Below are 19,913 nucleotides of genomic sequence, written 5' to 3'. Positions count from 1 at the left end.
AAGGAAGCGCTTCAGAAGGTTTATCGATTTTGGAATTTAATGGTGGCTATGGGTGGACTCGAACCACCGACCTCAGCATTATGAGTGCCGCGCTCTAACCGGCTGAGCTACATAGCCACAAGAGGCCGTGATTTTGTCGTTTAACGTGCTTTATGTCAAGACAAAAAATAATAATTTTTATTCGGTAGTTTTAATGAAGCGTAGTTACTCTGTTACGTGAAGGAGCGTCAGCTTTATTCGTCGCCTGTGCAGACAGGAAGCTAGTGGTTTTTCACCCTCACGCTAAGTGATTCTGATATAGTTTGTACAAATAATAATTCTTTAACCTTTTTTTCCGCAAATGATGACTTTCCCGTGAAGGTGAGGAGTTATCTTGCAAAGTAAGTCCGAGTTTAAAGAATAGTTTCCCGCTTTCGCGGGAAAACCCTATTTTTATAGTCTTTATGACTAAAAACTACGAACACACCTGATCCGGAAATTGCCAGTTTTATTGGTGAAGGTTTGGCTGCCATTAATGAAGAGTTGAAGCCACGCAACAATGAGTGGGCTTGCAGACGCCTCAGTAGAACTCCAATAGATAGCTGTACCAAACCCTCCTATATTGCCGTTTGTTTTTAGATTGGTATACAGATTTTGTAATAGGGGGGCCCCTCCAGAACCGCAACCACTACCGTCACTTGAGGCATCATAGCCCATTTCACAAATAGCTGGCAGATACCAATCGGAGTAACCTTGGGTTGTTTTGTTTGAACAAGCCTGCGCGGCTGGATATTGCCCTGCGGGTGTCTCCAGCACGGTTGTGTTCGCCAAGCCATTTGAATTGCTATCGGCACCAGTGTCATTGGATACAGTTGCCCATTGTAAAGTTGCCTCGTCTGAAGTGGCTGCTACTTTACCTTTAATACTACTCGTATTTGGGGTGCTGTCATTTACAGAGAACACGTAGCCTCCTTGATAGATACAACCATAACTCAATACCACCACGTTCGTTGAAATGCTATTTGCATTATTCGCAGTTATCTGGATTTCTCCCGCTACCGGTGCTGTACCATTAGAACATGGATTTGTACCATTAGAGGTGGCAGTGCTACCGGGAGTAATAGTAATAGTACAATCGTTTCCTGCTGTTAGACTACTGCCACAGGTCGTTATGCTTGTTGTACCTGTAGGCCAGGTAGGCGGAGTAATATTCAGATTCACTGCTGTAAAGCTCCCTGTGTTCCTTAGAGTAATCACGCGTGCTGTACCTGTTAAAGCCGCGTTGAGTACGGTGTTATTTACAGAGAGTGCCAAGTCCGTAATGCTGGTAGATAAAATGGTATTATTAATACAGTTAACATCAACATTGGTTACATCCATTCCCCCCATTGTTCCGCTGCCATTTGTTATCGTACAGGTTTGCGTAACGGGTTGAGTTAATATGCTGACGTTATAGCCAGCCCCTTGTGCCACTTGTGTGGAAAAGGTATATGAGCCATTGTTATTAATAAACAAATCATCTGTCCCGTTATTTTGTAGCACAACTGTACCCGATAAGCCGGATACAGTACCTCCCACATTAAAAGCATTGTCAGCACAATTGACTTGCACACTGGCGATGTCGGTCGTTCCCACCGAACCACTGCCATTTGTTACCGTGCAGGTTTGCGTGGCTGGTTGGGCTAATACAGTGACGTTATAACCAGCCCCTTGTGCCACTGGAGTTGAAAAGGTAAATGAACCACTATTATTAACAGGCAAATTATCTGTACCATTATTTTGAAGCACAACCGTGCCTGATAAGCCTGATAAAGTTCCTCCTACTGTATGTGTATTAGTGGAACAGTTGACTGTTATGTTGGTCACATCTGTCTTGTTAGTGATACCGCTACCATTACTTACTGTGCAAGTTTGAGTGGCCGGCTGAGTTTGAACTGTAACTAAATAAGGGCTTCCTGGGGGTAAACTATTGGAAAAAGTAAAAGGGCCATCCGCATTCATGGTCAATACATCACCACTATTATTTTGTAAGACCAAAGTGCCTAGAAGACCGAAAACAGAGCCACCTATTGCCGAATATACAGCAGTTTCTCTGATAATATTCAGGCTTTCATGCTCACTTGGCTGATAACATAGAGATGAACTAAATTGTTCGCACACTATAGGGCCATGTTTAACATTCCCACTCAAGGCGCCGCCATCGATAGTTAACGTTAGGATACAGGATTCTTGATAGCCTAAAACAAATGGATTAGAGCAATTACCTGCTGTGGTAGCCTGAACAATACCAGGAATTGTTGTCATCACGAGTGTATGTGATTTTTGGGATTGATTCGTGACTTTATATTTGACAGTTCCTGCGCCAGTAAGTGGTAAAATTACTGTGGTATCTGTTAAGGGTATGAACGTCCATAAGGGTTTTCCTGCGTAAGCTAGAGTAGTAATGAGGATAACGCATATCCCCATAAGCATTTTTTGTATTAAATGCTTTATCTTCATTTGATATCCTTTGGCCAAAAATTGATGTCCTTGCAAAAAGTCGATTCTAACTACTTGATATTTAATAATATAAATAAAAATAACCAACGATTATAGTTACATAAGCGGGCTTTTAAGCCAATAATATTCCTTGATAGTCTGAACAGATTTTCTTTTTTTTGAGGGGGACATTACAAATTTGTAGTGTTTATATTTTGTTTTCTTAATATTATGTTAATAAATAGTTGTTATAGTTAGGTCTTATCTCAAATAGATCTTTATAGATATAGATAATGAGTAACTACCAAACTATTACAGCTCTGTTAGGAAAAAAGACCCAGGCGGTCGTGCAGGAAACTGTTGTTGCGCCTCTGGAAACTTTGCAGAACACGACCAATACCATGAGTGAGACGAGACCCACAGCGTCTAATCAGGTAGCTAAACAGAAATTGGATGGTATGGCGGATATGTTGCGCGCTTGTTTGACACCTGACAATCCCATGCAACTCTTTAAACAAGGTTAACCTTGTAGGCCGTAACTGCTAAACAATCCCTATGCAGGTATCGAGTATTACGGTACTCACTCAATAAGTTTATTTCAAAAAAATATCAAATACTTTTCTTGTTAGACCGAGCTATTATTGCTTGCCTGGATAGCGGATCAGACAATAAATTTCTGCTGTAATCGACTTAAATTCCCTAAGTTTGGTGATTCATTGAATCCCTAACTTGATTTTTTATTTTACTTAATTGCTTGTTTTTAATCAATTACTGGGGTTTTTTCTAATTTTTTTCTCTCTATGCCCATCTGTTAATCAAACCATAAGGATAATTATTCTATAATTGAACTATAAATAAACACTTTGGTATTTAGCTATGGCAGATCCAATAACAGATATTGAAAGTCTCAAACATTATATCGGACAACTATGTTACAGCAGACTGGGGAGTGATGATAAGGCAACTACAGAAATAGTGATTGCTGTTAATCGCGATACCTTCATGAATGCCCAGGAATTAGATAAGTTGTTAGAAGATGCCATTAAAATAGGCTTTGATGCCGATGAGACTGAAGTCGAAGACGAAGTCAGGGCAGAGAAGTTAAAAGCAATTGATGAGAGAATTGCAACGGTTGTGTCGCGTGTTGTGTCTGGCATTGAGCAACAGCGAGCTATTCCCAAGGATAAACGATCTACGGCAGAACGTCTTGTTAATGACTATTTTTTTCCTGCCTTATACAAGGAAAGAACCGCTGCTGCTGTGTTGCATGATTCAATACTCGGAAAACTAGAAGACGATCCTAAAAATGCCGAATTGGCAGGCTATCAAAGTTTATTAGATGACCACATTTCTTATCTTGATGCGGTTGCTCATCTTCCGTTTGCTGCTGAGAAATTAGTTGGTGCACTGCAACAAAACAGCGGTAGAAATTATACCCCACGACAAAACGCACAAGTCATTAGTGCCTTATTAGATACTGTACAAAAAAGCCAGGAAGGTAGCTGGACCGCAGAAAAGCTGGTTCAAACAGTCAAAATAATAGCAAAAATGACTATCCCTGATTTGCCAGTCGATTCAGTTACTCTGGAAAGTATCCAGGATTTGTTGCCTGTAGTTAATGGTATTTTGGATCAAGGTAAAAAATTAGAAAAACAAAAAACGGAATTTTTCCTGGAAAAAGCAGAGGAAGCCGCAAAAGACGAAACTCCAGAACAGACGATGGCACGAGAAGCTCGGGAAAAGGCACGTATAGAACAGTCAAGTGCACGTAAAGCATTGTTCAGTGCAATGGGTATTGAATTTCCTTCTTTAACTACTCTTTGTGTCAATTCACTATACAAACCTATGCAGGAACTCACTCAGGCAGCAGGTAATGCGGGCGCTGCATTAGGACAATTTTCGACCTGGGATGGCAACGATTGGGTACAATTTCTAAATGGCGTTGAAGAGGCTGGTGTTGCAATAGGAACTATTCCCAAGGAAATCAGAGATCGTCTACCAGGATTTGTTGATTATGTAAAATATGCAGGCGATGCTGTCGCTGTAGGCAGTGCCATAGTATCCGTTACTGGCGAGGTAGTAGGCGGGTTGACCACAGGTTTAGGATCTTTTATTAAAAATAACTCGTCAGAGTCAGTTAGAAACACGGCTGATGCCATGCTGGATGCAACTGCTTCACTCTATCGCGCAGTGGGTCCTACAGCTGGAAAAGTGGCTTCCTGGGCATTATATCTACTACCATCTCATTATACTCCCTATGTCGCTAAACAAACTCACACTTCTATGGTGAGTAGACTTTGGGGTGGACTGACTTCCCTGGTCTCTGCGCCTGTGAAGGAAAAATTTAGCGATGAGGGTGAGTTTTGGGCTCGTATACAGCCAAGTACCAGTCCTGGTGTTGCGGAAGATTTCTTTAATATTCACGCGTTAGTAAAAGCCAGTGGTTGCCCGGCATTGGAAAAAGAGTTCTTTGATGCTTATATGGCAAGGCCAGAGGTTCAGGTTAAATCGAGCTATGAGAGCTATGTGGCTTTTAAAGATGAGATTAATCCAGAAACGTTAAATACACGATTAGATACGCAACTCAAGTCATTTGCCGGTGCCAAAGACAGTGAAAAAGGCGATAAAGCAAATTATATGATCCAAAGAGTAAAAAAATTGGAGACTGAGATTAAGCGTTCTGAAAAGAGCATGGCTAATTTTAATGAATTAGCAGCGGCGATGGCCGTTAAATCAGACGATCCTAAAGTGCAAGCTTTCCAAAAATTCTATGTACGTCCTGCACTGGATAGGGCTGCATTGCATAACCAGCAAAAACAACTAATGCCGAAACTTGAAAAAGAGCTTGATAAGCTGTATGACCAGTCAAAAGGGTTAGATGAGCAGGCTAAGAAAGCCTTTTATGAAATCCCAAGCCATGTAAAATTAAGAGACATTTATAGCAAGCTAAAGGGTGGGCAACTTTTAAATTCTGCTGATGTGGTAGAGTTAGAAAAATATAGAGATGAAAACGATAGAAGCCTTAATCTTCTATGGATAGCGGAGCTAGCGGATTCTTTCCCTCCCCCAGAAGCTCCCAAGCCGCCTAAGGCTTTTACTCCTAAAGAGGAAGCGCGCCAAAGCTATCAGGCCACCTTGGAATCTGTCCACCCTATTTTTGGGAATATTTCTCAGAGCCTGGAAAAACAATTAGCTGCCTGTAGAGGTCTGCGGGATTTGAGTCCGAATGATCCCCTCAAAAGCTTATGTGATGCAAAAATCAACTATCTAGAGGCGTTAAATAAAGCGGTCACCAAGCTCATGACAGATATTAAAAAGGATGATGATCTGGCAGAGGAAATAAGGAAATTAGCGGGTGGTGAAATTGATATGTCCGATGTGCTCAGTGCCCAGGCCTTATCGAAACAATTGATATCCCTTGCGTGGGAAACAGTATTGCCAAAAAGTGGCATGCTATCCGCTTCTATGCCTGAAAAAATCCTGGCTTACGCAATGAGTAAGAATGAGCATTTAGATGGCATTGTACAAGCGAAGGTTAAATACGAGAAAACGTTTAAAGATACACCACCTCCGCCAGAATTAATGACGCAATTGAGCAATCCTTTAACAAGCAATCAATTGGCTAATGAAGAAACTGTAAAAAGGGGAATTGGAGGCGCTTTAAATACGGTAACTGGTTTTATTCCAGGTATGGCTCAATACTACGCATTAAGTATGCCACTGGCTTATGTTATGCCCCAGGCTCTTATTGCTGATGTTGCGATAGGGGTGTTAGCTCGCCCAGAGGTACAAGAGAAACTTTTCCCTAAAGCGTTACAATCTGTTTTTTCCACAGTTGGTGGAGTAGTCGATTCTGCAAAGAATTATTTAACAGGTGTGGCCGCTGAGAAGCTGAAAAACGTTCTCTGTCCCTATTTAAATATCGAAGTGCAAAAAATTCTGGAACAAAAAGCCTTTGACTACATCTCTAAAGATCCCTCTAAGCGGTCAACGCTTAAAGCAAACGAGCGTGAGGCATTTTCAGGGTTTTACTTGCAATATCGGGCTATCAAAAAGAATAACCCTGCATTGGATAGAACTCAATGTGCTAAATATTTATTCAGTGAGTCACTGAAAGGTAAACCTGAGTCAGAGCACGAAGACTTTCTTAAGAAAATAAGCGACGAGTTTAAGCGTGTTGATGACACGTTAAAAGCACAAATGCCACCTACCTCACAAGAAGCGGAGTTGGAAAGAGAGTTGGAATTTTTAATGCAGAATGTTGACTTTAACTCTCCTGACGAAACTGCTCTGGTCGGCATGTGTGTTTATAACCGACTCATGATGATGCAAATGAATGCTTCAAAAGAAGTAACGGAAGAGCAAGCAAGACAATTACAACAAAAGGCAATGTCGACGCTAGGCTCTGTGCTAGAAAAGTTAGAAGAAGCAGATGCTATTAACCCTTCTACTCCTGAGCAACCGCGCACAAAAGCACGCGCTGCAGAACTTCAGGATGCAACCAAGGTGCTTGCGAAAGCCAAGTTTGAGGAATTAAGCAAGGAATTGACTGCAACCTCACAATTAATTGAGCTCAATATCAAGGACAGGAAAGAGCGATTAATACCGGAAAGCCGAGAAAACGAGCCCAAGCTTGCTGGAAGAACTGCCATAGCAGCTGAACTGGATAAATCGGTTAAAGTTGGCCCTTCAATGAGGATACTTAAAACGATTGGTAATCTGGCAACGCCAATCATTTTTTGGGCCTTTGTGGGTGTTGCTATTACTGCAGGAGGTGTTGGCCTGGGTGCGTTGACTGCTGTAGGCCTTGGTTCACCCATTGGCGCAGCAATCCTTGGGGCTATTGTAGTCGCAAAAGTAGCTTTCAACACAGTCCGGGAAGTCAGGGCTCGTGATAATGAATTTGAGGCTATTAAAGCAAGAACAGATATTTCACCTTTCCAAAAAACACTTTTAACAGGTTTGAATTATCTGAAGTGTTTCGGCATTGGCTTAGTAAAAGCAGTCGTTACGGATACTATCTATAACAAAGTATCCGGTATCTTTACTTCTGGCGTTAAACCGATTGTTGATACTGTGGCAGAAGCGCGCGATTTGGTTCGAAAACATCCAAAGGTAGAAACCGTGGTGGACGAAATGGAACTTCTGTCTACATTAAAGACAGACTTAGACACGTTTCATCAATTGGTTAAGGATCAAATTGCAGCTAAGGAAAAAGTTGGGTTTAGTGCTACTAAGCCTAATCCCAAAGACTACACGAGACAATCCTCTTATGACGCAGATGTCAAAGCTTATGAGGAAATGCAAGCGCGAGCCAATAAAATAAAGGAAATGGGTGAGCAAATTAAAGCACAATTGGAAACTGCCCAACAAGCGCTCGCAACGTCCTCTGATGGTGATGTCAGATGGAAAGGAACGGTGAATCCAGTTAATGAGGAGTTAGAGAGTTATAAGGCAGCATTTGGCAAGATCAATAAAGCAATGGACGATGTGGAGCTCATTCACAAGGCAGAGGTAAGAATGCAACCTGAAAAGAGTGAGCATGAAGTAAAAGCCAAAAATCATGCAAAAGAAGCCAATAGACAACTAGAAGTAGTAAAACAAGTTGCAACAGGTATTCAGGTAGAACGGGAAAAGTTTTCTACGGATGATCTGTTGAAAAATAATAAGAAAGAATTGAAAGAAATGGCTGTCAGAGTGCGTCAAACAATTCGCGAGTTAACTGCAGGTGCGGAAGCGGTGGAAGAGCAATATCGAAGCTCATACGAAGAAGCTGGCAAAGCCGGCGAGGTGGGTCATCTTTCTACTCTGACTGCAATTACAGGGCCTACGCTGACAGCCAGCAATCAAGCCAAGAAAGCGTGGGAATCTGCAAAAGAAGTAGTCACTGAGTCTCAACAATTTTTAAAGACTATAGAGACAGAACTAGCTCGAATTACTCACGAGACTGTTGTTGGTCATACTGCAAAAGTCCATGAACACTTGGAGCAAGTCGCACAAGCTTCAAAAGAAGCATTGGGTGAGCGAGGAACATGGGGTGAGCAGAGACTTCTTGCAGAGATCCTTGAAGATCTGGAAGAGAGTGATGACAGAGAAGAGTTTATTAATGGCTTAGACTATGAGGACATACAGGATAGTGCTGATAGTTTGCGTGAGGTGCTTGCTGTGATGGAAAACGCCACGCGCCTGGCAGCACAAGCTTATCAAGAAGCCTTTCAAGCAATCAAAAAGGAAGAGTCTGGTGTCCAACCACAGAAGGCTACTGAGGCTGCTCTTGCTAAAGCTGAGGAGGCCTTGAAGAAGGCACAAAAAGTAGAAAAAACTGCTCGAGACGTGCTAAAAGGCATCGATGAAGTCTTAGCAGAGATTGGTTATGTCCAAAAAGCAGAAACTCAACTTGAAAAAGCAAACAGTTCTGTTGAGAGAATAGGGCGCGAGCAAAAGAAATTCGATGCGATGCGTAAAATAGACTATGAAGCCTTGGATCTCATGATTGAAGAAGTCGGCGATGAGGTGGAGAACTACCTAGGCGCAGCCACGCGCAAATTGGTAGCGCTCGATCAAACTGTCAGTGAATTGGCTAAAACGAATCCTGAAATGCAAGAGGAGAGCGAAGCAGTCAAGGAAGCGTTGCAGGAGGCCCAGGCATTAGAAAGCGATGCACGAGAATTTTTAGCAACTTTACAAACAGTAAGAGCTCAAAAGGATATTGAGGCTATCTCTGTGCATACTGCAAAAATGCAGGAACATCTGGAAAAGGTATCAGGCGCTGTAAAATACGTAGAGAGTTTGCGGGAAAGATTTACAGGATTTATGAATGGGCTGAAGACGGGTGAATATAAAGACGATGAGATAGACTTTGCCTTGGAGGATATTGCCGAGACCTTGACTAAAAAAATCAGGGGGATGGAAGAAGCCACGAGAGCCGCAGCTGAGCACTATGAGCAAGTATCTCAAGCAGTTAAAGCAGTCGAACAGTCTGGCGTCGAAATAGGAGAGCTTACGCTGCTCGCTTATGATAAAGCTAAAGCAGCGTTAGAGAATGCACAAAAAGAAGACATTAGGGCTCGGGCACTGTTAACAACCGTTGAACAAGAAATTACTCGAATTAAAGAAACGCCCACCGTGGCTGTTGTAGAGGAGTTTGACGAGGAGGATCAGGACGAATTTTTCTCATTCGAGGATGATGAGGATGAGGAATTTGTTGACGCTGTGGAAACCCATGATTTGGTGGGGAGTAAGAAGGTCGTTGGTGCTGAGGAAAACTCAACAAACGTGGAGGCTCAAAAACTAACTACTTTAAAGGATACCCAATCCATCCTTAAAGAGCATTTACGAGAACATCGAAAACAAGAAGATGAGGAGCAAAATACTCCAGCTTCTCCCGCAGCATAACTTTAGAAAGAGCTGGTGATTCTAGAATTAACCAGCTCTAATGCTATCAACTTTGATTGGGGTAGGTTGTCTTAATAGGTCAGTAAATAAGTTTCGAAATCTTTTTTAAACTCATTGCTGGCCTGATAGTGGAACAACGCGATATTGATATCACTCAATAATTTAACATCCTTCCGATTAACGGCAACGGCAACCCCCAAACCTAAATACAAGGGCTCACCAACAAATTGGATTAATCCCGCTGAGTGAAGATGCCAGTGTTCCGCAATATGATGAGGCATCAAGGCGAAGTCTATTTTTTTTCGCAACAGTGCTTGAACCAGCGTGTCATGTTGCTTAAACAAAATGATTTTTGCATTCAATGTTCCAAGCTGCTCGATCTGTTCTGCTAATGCCTTGTCAGCCATACCAATTTTTTTCTTGGAGAAGGTCGCTATTTCACTTGATTGTTGCCCAACTTTTCTTAGCGAGACAAAACGCACTTTACTGGCCAGATAGGGTGATGAAAAATTGACCTGATTAGCGCGAGAAACCGAAATAAGAATGGAGCTGGCTGCCACATTGGCCTCACCATGTTCTACGGCGTCTAGCAAGTGTCTGTCCAGAATAGGTACAAACTGGCAAGGGCGCTTTAACTCCTTGCAAACATATTGCATCATCGCGATATCAAAACCATGGAAATGTCCCTGGGCTTCCTGAAGAACAAAGGGCGGATCATAAACTGAAACTGCAATTTTTAATGGAGTCCCATATAGGGGCATACTCAGCAAGACAATCAGCACAGTCAGGTAGCGAATTGCTTTCATCAGGCTCATCCTGTTGCCATCATACTTTTGAGTTTATCACAAGATTCGTAAAAGAGATTAAGAAGGGAGGTTATTTCCTTGAGTTAAAGGCTAGAGAACACCTCTTCATTGATGATCTCGGTTCGGCCTATCAAGCTATAATCAGCAAGAGTTCATGCATTAATTGAAAATTCAGAGCTTGTGCTTTACTAGGACAATCACTTTGATTATCAGCCAACGCTGACTATCAGCAAAAGATAGGCCTGTATTTTCGACCTACCCACTGCAAATAGGGCCTTTCTGGTGAAGGCATTCAGGCGATAAGAACAGTAAAATGACGCAAATATACTATAGCTGACGAGAGCGTCCTATACAGCCGCTATTATGGCTCAAACTGGATTACAGGGAAATTGAGTTATTCTGCACGAAAGTGAGAGAGGTTAATGAGAAGGGTTTGAAGGTTGAGTTTGCACCCAACCTTCGGTTAGAAAGGCTAAATGATCAAGACGTAGAGCGCGCCTGGGCCGCGTAATACTTGAACAAGTAGTTGTTGTTTCTTTTGCTGGGCTATCGTTTGTAACGACCTAACATTGGTAGTTGGCTGTTTATTGGCGGCAATGATGATGTCGCCTGGTCTTAAACCTGCTCGCCATCCGGCACTATTTTCAGAAGCTCCAACCACTTGTATGCCCGTTACATGCCCGTGCAAAGGAGAATCTTGTTCAAAATTCTTGAGAGCGAGGCCATAAAGAAATGGATTACTAGCTTGTAACTTTTGTTCGTGCTTTTTAATGTCGGTGACAACGGCGCTTAAAGTCATTTCTTTACCGTCGCGTTTTACCGTTATTCTGGCTTCACTGCCGACACGTAGCAGTCCAATAGTCGTTTTTACCTGAGTAGCCTGGGTTATATTCGTATCATTAATTTTGATAATGATATCACCAGGTTTTAAACCTGCCTTTTCAGCAGGTGAGTTTTCATTAACCTGTGAAACAATGGCACCCTGGAAGTCTTCTGGGTAACCCATTGCCTGAGCCAGTTCAGGGGTAAGATGTTGTACGAAAATACCCATCAGTCCACGGTGAATTGAACCATATCGAATTAATTGTTGAGCGACATCTTTTGCCATATTGATAGGAATAGCAAAACCAATACCCACATTGCCGCCATAAGGAGAAATAATGGCGGTATTAATACCAATTAACTCTCCTTTAGCATTGACTAATGCACCTCCAGAGTTTCCAGGGTTAATCGCTGCATCAGTCTGAATAAAGTTTTCTACCCCTTCAATGTTCAGATCACTACGCTTGGTGGCACTGATAATACCAAAGGTCGCTGTTTGACTATTGCCAAAGCTGTTCAAACCAAAAGGATTACCGATAGCGACAACAAAATCTCCCACTTCTGCTTTGTCTGAATCACCGATTGGCAAACTTTTGAGGTTTTTGGCTTCGACTTTTAAAACCGCAATATCTGTGTCACTGTCACCACCAATCAATTTCGCTTTTAAACGTCGGCCGTCATGTAAGGTAACCGTAATTAATGTAGCATTTCGAATGACGTGATCATTGGTAATAATGACACCGTGTTTAGGGTCAACAACAACACCTGAGCCAATGCTCTGGAATTTGCGGGGTTTTTCCGGGACTAGCTGTCTGTCCTGAGGCTCATCGCCACCTTCTTCGTCAGACGCTGCGGGATTAATTTGAATAACGCCTTGTACAGCAACGTTGACAATAGCCGGCATTGCATTTTTCAATACGGGGGCAAGGCTCGCCATTGTTTTAGCTTCTTCAGCCGATGCGGTAAAAGCAAGCATAGATAAAAGCAGGGCTTTTACTAGCATACGAATTTTATTACTCATATTCTATTTATCCTGATGTGTTGCGTTAAACCAAATGAGTGTAGCCATTCTACCCGTTTGTTGCTCCCGGCGATAGGAATAGAACTCATTTTTTTGCTCAAATGTGCATTTTTTTGACTGATAAACAGCAAATACACCTATATTATACAGGATCTGCTCCGCCAAATGGGGCAAATTGACCTGCCATTTTTTCTTTTCATTCGGAAGAAACGAGTTTGTCGCAAACGGATAGCGATCTTGGTAAGCCTGTAAAACTTCATCGCCGACCTCATAACAAGACTGGCAGATGCCAGGTCCAATCCAGGCCAGTAACTGCGTTGGTTCACTAAGCATTTTAGTAATGGTATTTTCAACGATGCCATTGACTAAACCTCGCCAGCCAGCGTGGATAGCTGCAATTTCCGTCCCCTCTTGATTACAGAGGAGAATAGGCAGGCAGTCGGCAGTCATGATTGCCAGTGTATGGTGAGGACTACGTGTAATGGCTGCATCTGCAGTACGATTTTCTTCTTCTTCAACTAACACGCAAAGATTGCTATGGACCTGTTCTAGCCATTCCGGCTCGTTGGGTAACTCCAAACGTGCTTTTAGTGCTTGTCGATTAGAAGCAACAACCTGTTTGTCATCTCCGACGTGAAAACCCAGGTTATTCGCATCAAAGGGTGGTTTGCTGAATCCTGGCGTTCGCATTGTAGTGAGAGCCGATACATTCGCCGGTGCCGGCCAATTAGCATAAAGATTAGCCAAAATAATCATCCAAAAAATTAAGAAGTGTTTGAAAATCATCAGGTAAAGGCGCTTCAAATGTCAATTGTTCCTCACTCTCGGGGTGAAAAAATGACAACAAGGAGGCATGTAAGGCTTGCCGTTGAAACTGACATAAAAGTTGTCTTAACTCTGCTGATGCTTGTGCGGGGAAACGCATCCTGCCGCCATAAAGTTGATCACCTACAACGGGGTGATTAAGATGAGCCATATGAACGCGGATTTGATGGGTACGCCCCGTCATTAACTGGACATCGAGTAAAGTAAAATCCTGATAATGTTTGCGGATCGAATAAAGTGTAATCGCTTCTCTACCTTGTGCACAGACCGCCATCTTTAAACGATTTCTGGGATGGCGGCCGTAAAAGGTAGCAATTTCACCGCCCGAAATTAAATGGCCTTGTACGAGGGTGATATAACGGCGTTGGATTTCACGTGCTTGCATTTGCCGGACGAGATGGGTATGTGCTGTCAGTGTTTTAGCTACCACTAATAATCCTGTTGTATCTTTATCCAGTCGATGAACTATACCTGCCCTGGATAAATGCTGTAGAGCAGGGGCATGATATAAGAGAGCATTCACCAAGGTATGTTCGCGGTTACCGGCTCCCGGATGGACGACTAATCCGGCCGGTTTATTGATTACCAATAATTGCTCATCTTCATAAATAATAGCTAGTGGAATAGCTTCTGGCTGATAGATATCACTGTTTGTCTGGGTTTCAAAAGCAATCGATAGATTAATTTGTTCGCCGCCCAATACTTTGTCTTTAGGTTTGCACTGACGTTGATTCAAGGTGATAGCCCCTTCTTTAAGCCAGGTGCTTAGTTGGGAGCGTGAATAAGTGGGAAAAAGCTGCGCGAGTACCACATCGAGGCGTTGCCCGTGGTATTCACGCGGGATAATAAGCTGTTCACTAATCGAATCAGACATAATAGTTAACGATTTACTCGCCTTGCACCAGTCTGCCACGAAGTGAATTAGGCAATGCCTCACTAATGTGAACATTGGCAAATTGGCCTATCAATTCGTGAGGACCATCAAAGTTTACAACACGATTGCACTCAGTTCGGCCTGCCAATTGCTGTGAATCTTTCTTGGAAGTACCAGTAACTAAAATGCGCTGTGTATTGCCTACCAGCGCTTGGCTATAACGTGATGCCTGCATGAGAAGACGGTTTTGCAGGATTTGTAAACGCTGTTTTTTCACTTCCATAGGTGTTTCATCCGCTAAATTAGCGGCTGGTGTTCCTGGGCGTGGACTAAAGATAAAGCTAAATGAAGTATCAAAACCAATTTCATGAACCAGATCCATCGTATCCTGAAAATCCTTGTCTGTTTCGCCGGGGAACCCAACAATGATGTCAGTCGATAGACGAATATCCGGTCTGATTTTGCGCAACTTACGGATCTTTGATTTGAATTCCATTGCTGTATAGCCGCGCTTCATCATTGACAAAATCTTATCTGAGCCGCTTTGTATAGGTAAATGGAGATGGTTAGCCAGTTCCGGAACTTCAGCGTAGGCATTAATCAAATTATCGGAAAACGCCAAAGGATGAGACGTTGTAAAGCGGATACGGCCTATGCCATCAATAGCTGCCAGATAATGGATCAACAGGGCTAAATCAGCAATTTCACCGTTATTCATGGGGCCGCGATAATCATTAACATTTTGTCCTAAAAGATTAATCTCGCGTACACCTTGAGTTGCCAAATGGTAGCATTCGGCCAAAACATCATCAAAAGGACGGCTAATTTCTTCCCCTCGAGTATAAGGAACTACGCAATAGCTACAGTATTTGCTGCAGCCCTCCATAATTGACACAAAGGCAACAGGTCCTTCGGCGCGCGGGGCAGGCAAATGGTCAAATTTTTCAATTTCCGGAAAACTAATATCAACCACCGGTTTTTTGCTGCTTAAACGCTCATTAAGTAAAGTCGGCAGGCGATGAAGCGTTTGTGGTCCAAAAACCAAATCCACATAAGGGGCGCGCTTGATAATATCTGCACCTTCCTGGCTGGCAACACAACCGCCAACACCAATCACTACATGGGGATTTTTCTGTTTAAATTCACGCCATTGGCCTAATTGAGAAAATACCTTCTCTTGTGCCTTTTCACGAATGGAACAAGTATTTAGGAGAATAACATCAGCTTCTTCAACCGACTCAGTTTTCTCCAAGCCATGTGATTGCAGCAAAACCTCAGCCATTTTAGATGAATCGTATTCATTCATCTGGCAGCCATTTGTTTTAATAAAAAGTTTTTTTGCCATAATGCTCTACTTTAAAACAATACAAATCTTATCCCTGGACACTTTGACAGTGCGTTTCTTTAATGCGTGGTAAAATGACTAAAGAAACCAAAATGCCAAGCGGTAACAAGGCCAGTGCGATATGATAAGCCTCCAGGGGGTAAACGCGAACCTTATCAACAATTTTACCTTGCCACAACTGGTCAAGAATAAAGCCAATAATAGGTTGAGCTAGTGCAATACCAACCATATTCATCATGTTCATGAAACTGAGGCCTGTAGCGACATAACGTTTGCTACATAGCTCTTTTGCCACAGCAAAGGCGGGTAAAAAGCCTGCTGAGAAAACACCAAAGAGGAAAAGCGATAGTTGTACGGGCCAACCTGCTTGCACAGGAGCATAGATAAAAAACAAACTGGTTACCAAGGCACCAATACTGCCAATGTACATAGGCGGTTTACGTAAGCCAATACGGTTGGAGTAAATGCCCCATAGTGGACTTGCTATAGCCCAACCAATAAATACTAAAGAAATATAGTTGGCAGCAGTTGCTTTGGCAAGATTTAGCTTAAACATTAAAAAGGGTACGCCCCACAATCCACAAAATACTGGTGTGGCCATGTACATCAGACCGCCATAGGCTGCAACTAACCATAATTGGCGATTTTTCACGATTGTCAACAAGCTTGGCCACAAATGTTCTTCTTCAGTGTCATGATGCGTTGTTGGCTGAGGCAATTTGTGGGGTGAATCTTTGGCAATCAGAAGGATTAGCATGGCGAGAAAAAGACCCACTACACCCATAATAATCATACTTTGGCGCCAACCATAAGTGTCGATTAATAAAGCGAGAGGTGCTTCCCCACCAATAGCGCCCAACATACCAATGGTTACCATCATTCCAGTCAAAAGGGCAAATCGTTGTGGGGGAAACCAGTTGGCGGCCAACTTCATTGAACCCACTGCAGCAAAAGCAGAACCAAAACCTATCATCAAGCGTGCGATACAAGCCATAAAAAAGTTATCGGTCAAACCGAAGGCAATTGTACTGATTGCACAAATTGTTGTTGCGATAGTGAGTAATCGCTGGGGGCCAAAATAATCCATTAAAACACCGCCTGGCAGCTGCATCGCGGCGTAGGAGTAAAAATACACGCCCGATAAGATACCTAAAGTCTGGCTGGTCACTGCAAAATCCCGCATGAGCTCTGAACTCATCACGCTAGGAGATACCTGCAATAAACATTCATAGAAATAGAAAATACAGCTTAAACCCCAAACAATCCAAGGCATCAGCGATTTTAGGGTGGAATGATTCGGCGTGGCAGGTTGTGTGCTGCTATAATCCATCGACTTTATTACTCCTGATATTATTAGCTTGTTAATGACTGGAATTTATACTAGGTAATATTTTTTTAGGGACAAAATAAAAAGCTTACCAGCTTGACTACTAATTGTCTATTCTGTACGCAGTAACCAGCATAAAAATTATAGGTTTTTAGAGTCAAAGGGAAATGATTGTAAAACAAAACGCTATATAAGCCTATGGGATAAAATAGGATTTTATTAATGCAAGAGTAAAAACTACAAAGAATAGGGAAGACAACATTATCTACCTGTCAGATTGGCAAATGGCTGAGAGGCGTTAATGATTAATTTAAAACCACTTTGCTTCTCACATGAGATATTATTCGATAAATCAGAGATGTTATGCGTAAATTGATTGGGTCTGACTTGATATGTGTTATCCTACCTATCATTTTTTATGGTATATGCCACGAACATTGAGAGTTTTGGTTGGTTTATGTCTTAATTGTTTGAATTATTTACTTATGGGGCAATAAGTCTATGCAAACGGGTGAAGTTTTTTATACCATCTTTTTGATTTTTGCGGGTGCAGCTATTTTTTCGACACTGGTGCTGTATACCAAGCAGTCATTGCTTGTTGCTTATATTCTCTTGGGTGCGGTTTTAGGCCCGTGGGGATTCAAACTTGTTTCAGACGTTAGCGTCGTGCAGCAGGTCGGGGATATAGGTATCGTATTTCTACTTTTTCTATTGGGCTTACATCTACAGCCTCAAAACCTAGTCCATATGCTAAGAAAAATAACCTGGATTGCCGTTATCAGTTCAGTGTTATTTGCTATTATTGCTTACTTGATCGGTCGTTGGTTTGGATTAAGCGTGACTGAGTCATGGATTTTGGGCGCCGCAATGATGTTCTCCAGTACCATTATTGGCCTCAAATTGTTGCCAACAACGATTTTACATCATCAGCACACTGGTGAAGTCATGATAAGCGTACTCCTTATGCAGGACGTTATTGCAATCATTGTATTAATCCTCATTAATGGTGCACAGCAGGGGGCCGGATTCTCTGTAGACGATCTGATTTTGGTGGGGGTTGCGCTACCCGCCTTAACTCTACTTGCGTTTGCAGTGGAGCGTTATGTTTTAGTGAAACTGTTAGCGCGCTTTGATAGAACGCAAGAGTATGTTTTTCTTTTATCCATTGGCTGGTGCCTGGGTATGTCGTTTCTGGCGCAACGATTAGGCCTGTCCGAAGATATTGGTGCGTTTGTAGCAGGTGTTGCTTTGGCGTCAAGCCCCATTTCTTTATATATCGCCGAAAGCTTGAAGCCCTTGCGTGATTTTTTCCTCGTTATGTTTTTCTTTTCAATTGGTGCAACGTTTAATTTTGGTTTTGCTGCTCAGGTTGTTATACCAGCCTGTATTTTGTCGTTTTTAATGTTGCTGGTTAAGCCTCTTTTATTTAATGTATTACTTGTTAAAGCAGGAGAGAAAAAAACAGTGGCTAGAGAAGTTGGTTTGCGATTAGGGCAGGCAAGTGAGTTTTCTCTTTTAGTTGCCAGTATTGCCTTAAGCACAAAGCTAATTTCTGAAGTTGCATCGAATTTGATACAAGCCACAACTATTTTGACATTTATCGTTTCGTCCTATTTAGTAGTGTTAAAATACCCAACACCAATTGCCCTATCGGATAAAATGCGTAAGGATTAAAAATGAAATTACTGATCATTGTCCTTTGTTTACTGAGTGAACGTTTTCTAGTGCATTCACTATCACATAATCGGTTTTATTGGTTTTCCTCCTATTATAATGCCCTTAGTCAACGGTTACCAAAAGAGGGAGGCATGGCTCATCCAGGACTGCTTATTGCGGCTATCTTATTGCCTATACTCTTTATTTGCTGGTTGGTACTCTTTATTTTTGGTCATTTATTCTACGGATTTATTGGATTGCTGCTTAACTTAGCTATTTTTTATTATTGTTTAGGCCCTGAGAATCCTTTTTATCCGGTAAGGCAGGAAAATGAAGGGGATGAGGAGGCTGTAGCGGGAAATTATTTCGTTAAAGCCAATAATGAATTGTTTGGGGTTGTTTTTTGGTATATTGTTGCCGGTCCTTTGGCCATTCTTGCTTATCGTTTGGTATCATTGTGTAAAGGGCAGGAGCAAACAGCGAAATTGGCTCAATGGCTAACTAATCTATTTGATTGGATACCGGCAAGAATTACTGTACTACTCTATTTATTAGTAGGTAATTTTCAGCGCGGATTTCGTTTTTATATCCAAATGTTTTTTTCTGCGCCGGAAAATAATGATTCTCTCTTAAGCCAGGGGGGGGTACTTGCTGCTCATAACAGTGAAAATGAGTCTGTACAGCTTCCCTATGCAGAAAGTTTGGTAGAGCATGCACTAATTGTCTTTTTGGTCTTTGTTGCCGTTTTCACCTTGGGAGCGTGGTTGTAACAGCGTGAAGATATAGACTTTTTTCTAAACTTGCTGCAGGGAGAGGAGGAACGGTGCGCGCAGAAGCGGAGTGTACATAGTACATGAGGATTCGAGCACCGTATCGATGAAGTAATGCTCCAATGCAGTAGAATTTTAAGGAAGTCTAATGATTTTCATAAATTGAGATGGCTAACTATGATAAATTTTATTGTTCGGGCTGTATGGGGTTGTTGTTTTTTATTTTTGACTGCTTGTATGCACCAAACCCTTACTCCACAAGTACAGTGTGGGTTGGCAAAATGCAGTTTTGCCACTTGCCAAAAAAATTGTGAAAGTAGAGCGGTAGTATGTAACAAGACCTGTCGTAATAATTGCCAGCAATGTAATGCTTATGCGAAAGAAAAGACCGCGAAAAGTTATTATCGTTATCAACATGAGCGCTATGTAAAAGGTGAAATGCTTGCTCTTGAGTTGAATTCCTTCCGTGATCCACTACAATGCCGAAAAACAACCTGTAACTGCCGGGCAGATTATCAGGTTTGCATGCAGGCTTGCGGTGGCGTAATTCATAAACGTTTACAGGTTACACCAGCTTGTTGCTAAAAAGCTTAAAGATTGACGAGGAACACATTC

12 protein-coding genes and 1 tRNA gene are annotated in these 19,913 nt (G+C 42.2%); 5 read left to right on the top strand and 8 right to left on the bottom strand.

The window, feature by feature from the left end:
* Positions 1–40: 40 nt before the first annotated feature.
* Both DYC89_RS08710 and DYC89_RS08705 read right to left on the bottom strand, forming a co-directional pair.
* A tRNA-Met gene (locus DYC89_RS08710) sits at positions 41–117 on the bottom strand.
* 330 nt (positions 118–447) lie between these two features.
* Positions 448–2,478, bottom strand: coding sequence for a DUF1566 domain-containing protein (locus DYC89_RS08705; RefSeq protein ID WP_115221433.1), 2,031 nt, complete (start codon positions 2,476–2,478; stop codon positions 448–450).
* A gap of 272 nt (positions 2,479–2,750) precedes the next feature.
* On the opposite strand from DYC89_RS08705, the gene DYC89_RS08700 reads away from it, so the two are divergent.
* Together DYC89_RS08700 and DYC89_RS08695 are read left to right on the top strand one after the other, a co-directional pair.
* A complete protein-coding gene (locus tag DYC89_RS08700; protein ID WP_115221432.1) occupies positions 2,751–2,981 on the top strand; it encodes a hypothetical protein in 231 nt (76 codons plus the stop codon).
* A gap of 352 nt (positions 2,982–3,333) precedes the next feature.
* On the top strand, positions 3,334–9,852 hold the full coding sequence (locus tag DYC89_RS08695; RefSeq protein ID WP_115221431.1) for a hypothetical protein: 6,519 nt from the start codon (positions 3,334–3,336) through the stop codon (positions 9,850–9,852).
* Between the two features lie 71 nt (positions 9,853–9,923).
* Here the strand turns inward: DYC89_RS08695 and DYC89_RS08690 are convergent, their stop codons facing one another.
* From DYC89_RS08690 to DYC89_RS08665, 6 genes are all read right to left on the bottom strand, one after another.
* Positions 9,924–10,658, bottom strand: coding sequence for a transporter substrate-binding domain-containing protein (locus DYC89_RS08690; protein WP_181879360.1), 735 nt, complete (start codon positions 10,656–10,658; stop codon positions 9,924–9,926).
* Between the two features lie 472 nt (positions 10,659–11,130).
* On the bottom strand, positions 11,131–12,456 hold the full coding sequence (locus tag DYC89_RS08685; RefSeq protein ID WP_370634586.1) for a Do family serine endopeptidase: 1,326 nt from the start codon (positions 12,454–12,456) through the stop codon (positions 11,131–11,133).
* Between the two features lie 48 nt (positions 12,457–12,504).
* Positions 12,505–13,248 carry a peptidoglycan editing factor PgeF gene (pgeF, locus tag DYC89_RS08680; protein WP_115222708.1) on the bottom strand — a complete coding sequence of 248 codons (744 nt, stop codon included), beginning with the start codon at positions 13,246–13,248 and terminating at the stop codon, positions 12,505–12,507.
* A complete protein-coding gene (gene rluD, locus DYC89_RS08675; protein ID WP_115221428.1) occupies positions 13,241–14,200 on the bottom strand; it encodes a 23S rRNA pseudouridine(1911/1915/1917) synthase RluD in 960 nt (319 codons plus the stop codon). Before rluD ends, pgeF begins: the two co-directional genes overlap by 8 nt.
* Before the next feature lie 13 nt (positions 14,201–14,213).
* A complete protein-coding gene (miaB, locus tag DYC89_RS08670; protein ID WP_115221427.1) occupies positions 14,214–15,545 on the bottom strand; it encodes a tRNA (N6-isopentenyl adenosine(37)-C2)-methylthiotransferase MiaB in 1,332 nt (443 codons plus the stop codon).
* A gap of 28 nt (positions 15,546–15,573) precedes the next feature.
* Positions 15,574–16,875, bottom strand: a complete 1,302-nt coding sequence (locus DYC89_RS08665; protein ID WP_115221426.1) for an MFS transporter — start codon at positions 16,873–16,875, stop codon at positions 15,574–15,576.
* A 498-nt stretch (positions 16,876–17,373) separates the two neighbouring features.
* Between DYC89_RS08665 and DYC89_RS08660 the strand changes: the two genes are divergently transcribed.
* The 3 genes from DYC89_RS08660 (at position 17,374) to DYC89_RS08650 (ending at position 19,883) form a co-directional block, all read left to right on the top strand.
* Positions 17,374–18,546, top strand: coding sequence for a cation:proton antiporter (locus DYC89_RS08660; RefSeq protein WP_115221425.1), 1,173 nt, complete (start codon positions 17,374–17,376; stop codon positions 18,544–18,546).
* Between the two features lie 2 nt (positions 18,547–18,548).
* Positions 18,549–19,298: a hypothetical protein gene (locus tag DYC89_RS08655; protein ID WP_115221424.1), complete on the top strand. Its 750-nt coding sequence runs from the start codon at positions 18,549–18,551 to the stop codon at positions 19,296–19,298.
* A 177-nt stretch (positions 19,299–19,475) separates the two neighbouring features.
* Positions 19,476–19,883, top strand: coding sequence for an acyltransferase (locus tag DYC89_RS08650; protein ID WP_115221423.1), 408 nt, complete (start codon positions 19,476–19,478; stop codon positions 19,881–19,883).
* Positions 19,884–19,913 lie beyond the last annotated feature (30 nt).

This window comes from Legionella donaldsonii (assembly GCF_900452385.1).
GTDB lineage: Bacteria > Pseudomonadota > Gammaproteobacteria > Legionellales > Legionellaceae > Tatlockia > Tatlockia donaldsonii.
This window is presented reverse-complemented; position numbering and strand designations above follow the sequence as displayed.

Bases quoted from the DNA above. Each gene is read 5' to 3' on its own strand.
- DYC89_RS08705 (WP_115221433.1), bottom strand. From the start codon at position 2,478: ATGAAGATAAAGCATTTAATACAAAAAATGCTTATGGGGATATGCGTT.
- DYC89_RS08700 (WP_115221432.1), top strand. From the start codon at position 2,751: ATGAGTAACTACCAAACTATTACAGCTCTGTTAGGAAAAAAGACCCAG.
- DYC89_RS08695 (WP_115221431.1), top strand. From the start codon at position 3,334: ATGGCAGATCCAATAACAGATATTGAAAGTCTCAAACATTATATCGGA.
- DYC89_RS08690 (WP_181879360.1), bottom strand. From the start codon at position 10,658: ATGAAAGCAATTCGCTACCTGACTGTGCTGATTGTCTTGCTGAGTATG.
- DYC89_RS08685 (WP_370634586.1), bottom strand. From the start codon at position 12,456: ATGCTTGCTTTTACCGCATCGGCTGAAGAAGCTAAAACAATGGCGAGC.
- rluD (WP_115221428.1), bottom strand. From the start codon at position 14,200: ATGTCTGATTCGATTAGTGAACAGCTTATTATCCCGCGTGAATACCAC.
- miaB (WP_115221427.1), bottom strand. From the start codon at position 15,545: ATGGCAAAAAAACTTTTTATTAAAACAAATGGCTGCCAGATGAATGAA.
- DYC89_RS08665 (WP_115221426.1), bottom strand. From the start codon at position 16,875: ATGGATTATAGCAGCACACAACCTGCCACGCCGAATCATTCCACCCTA.
- DYC89_RS08660 (WP_115221425.1), top strand. From the start codon at position 17,374: ATGCAAACGGGTGAAGTTTTTTATACCATCTTTTTGATTTTTGCGGGT.
- DYC89_RS08655 (WP_115221424.1), top strand. From the start codon at position 18,549: ATGAAATTACTGATCATTGTCCTTTGTTTACTGAGTGAACGTTTTCTA.
- DYC89_RS08650 (WP_115221423.1), top strand. From the start codon at position 19,476: ATGATAAATTTTATTGTTCGGGCTGTATGGGGTTGTTGTTTTTTATTT.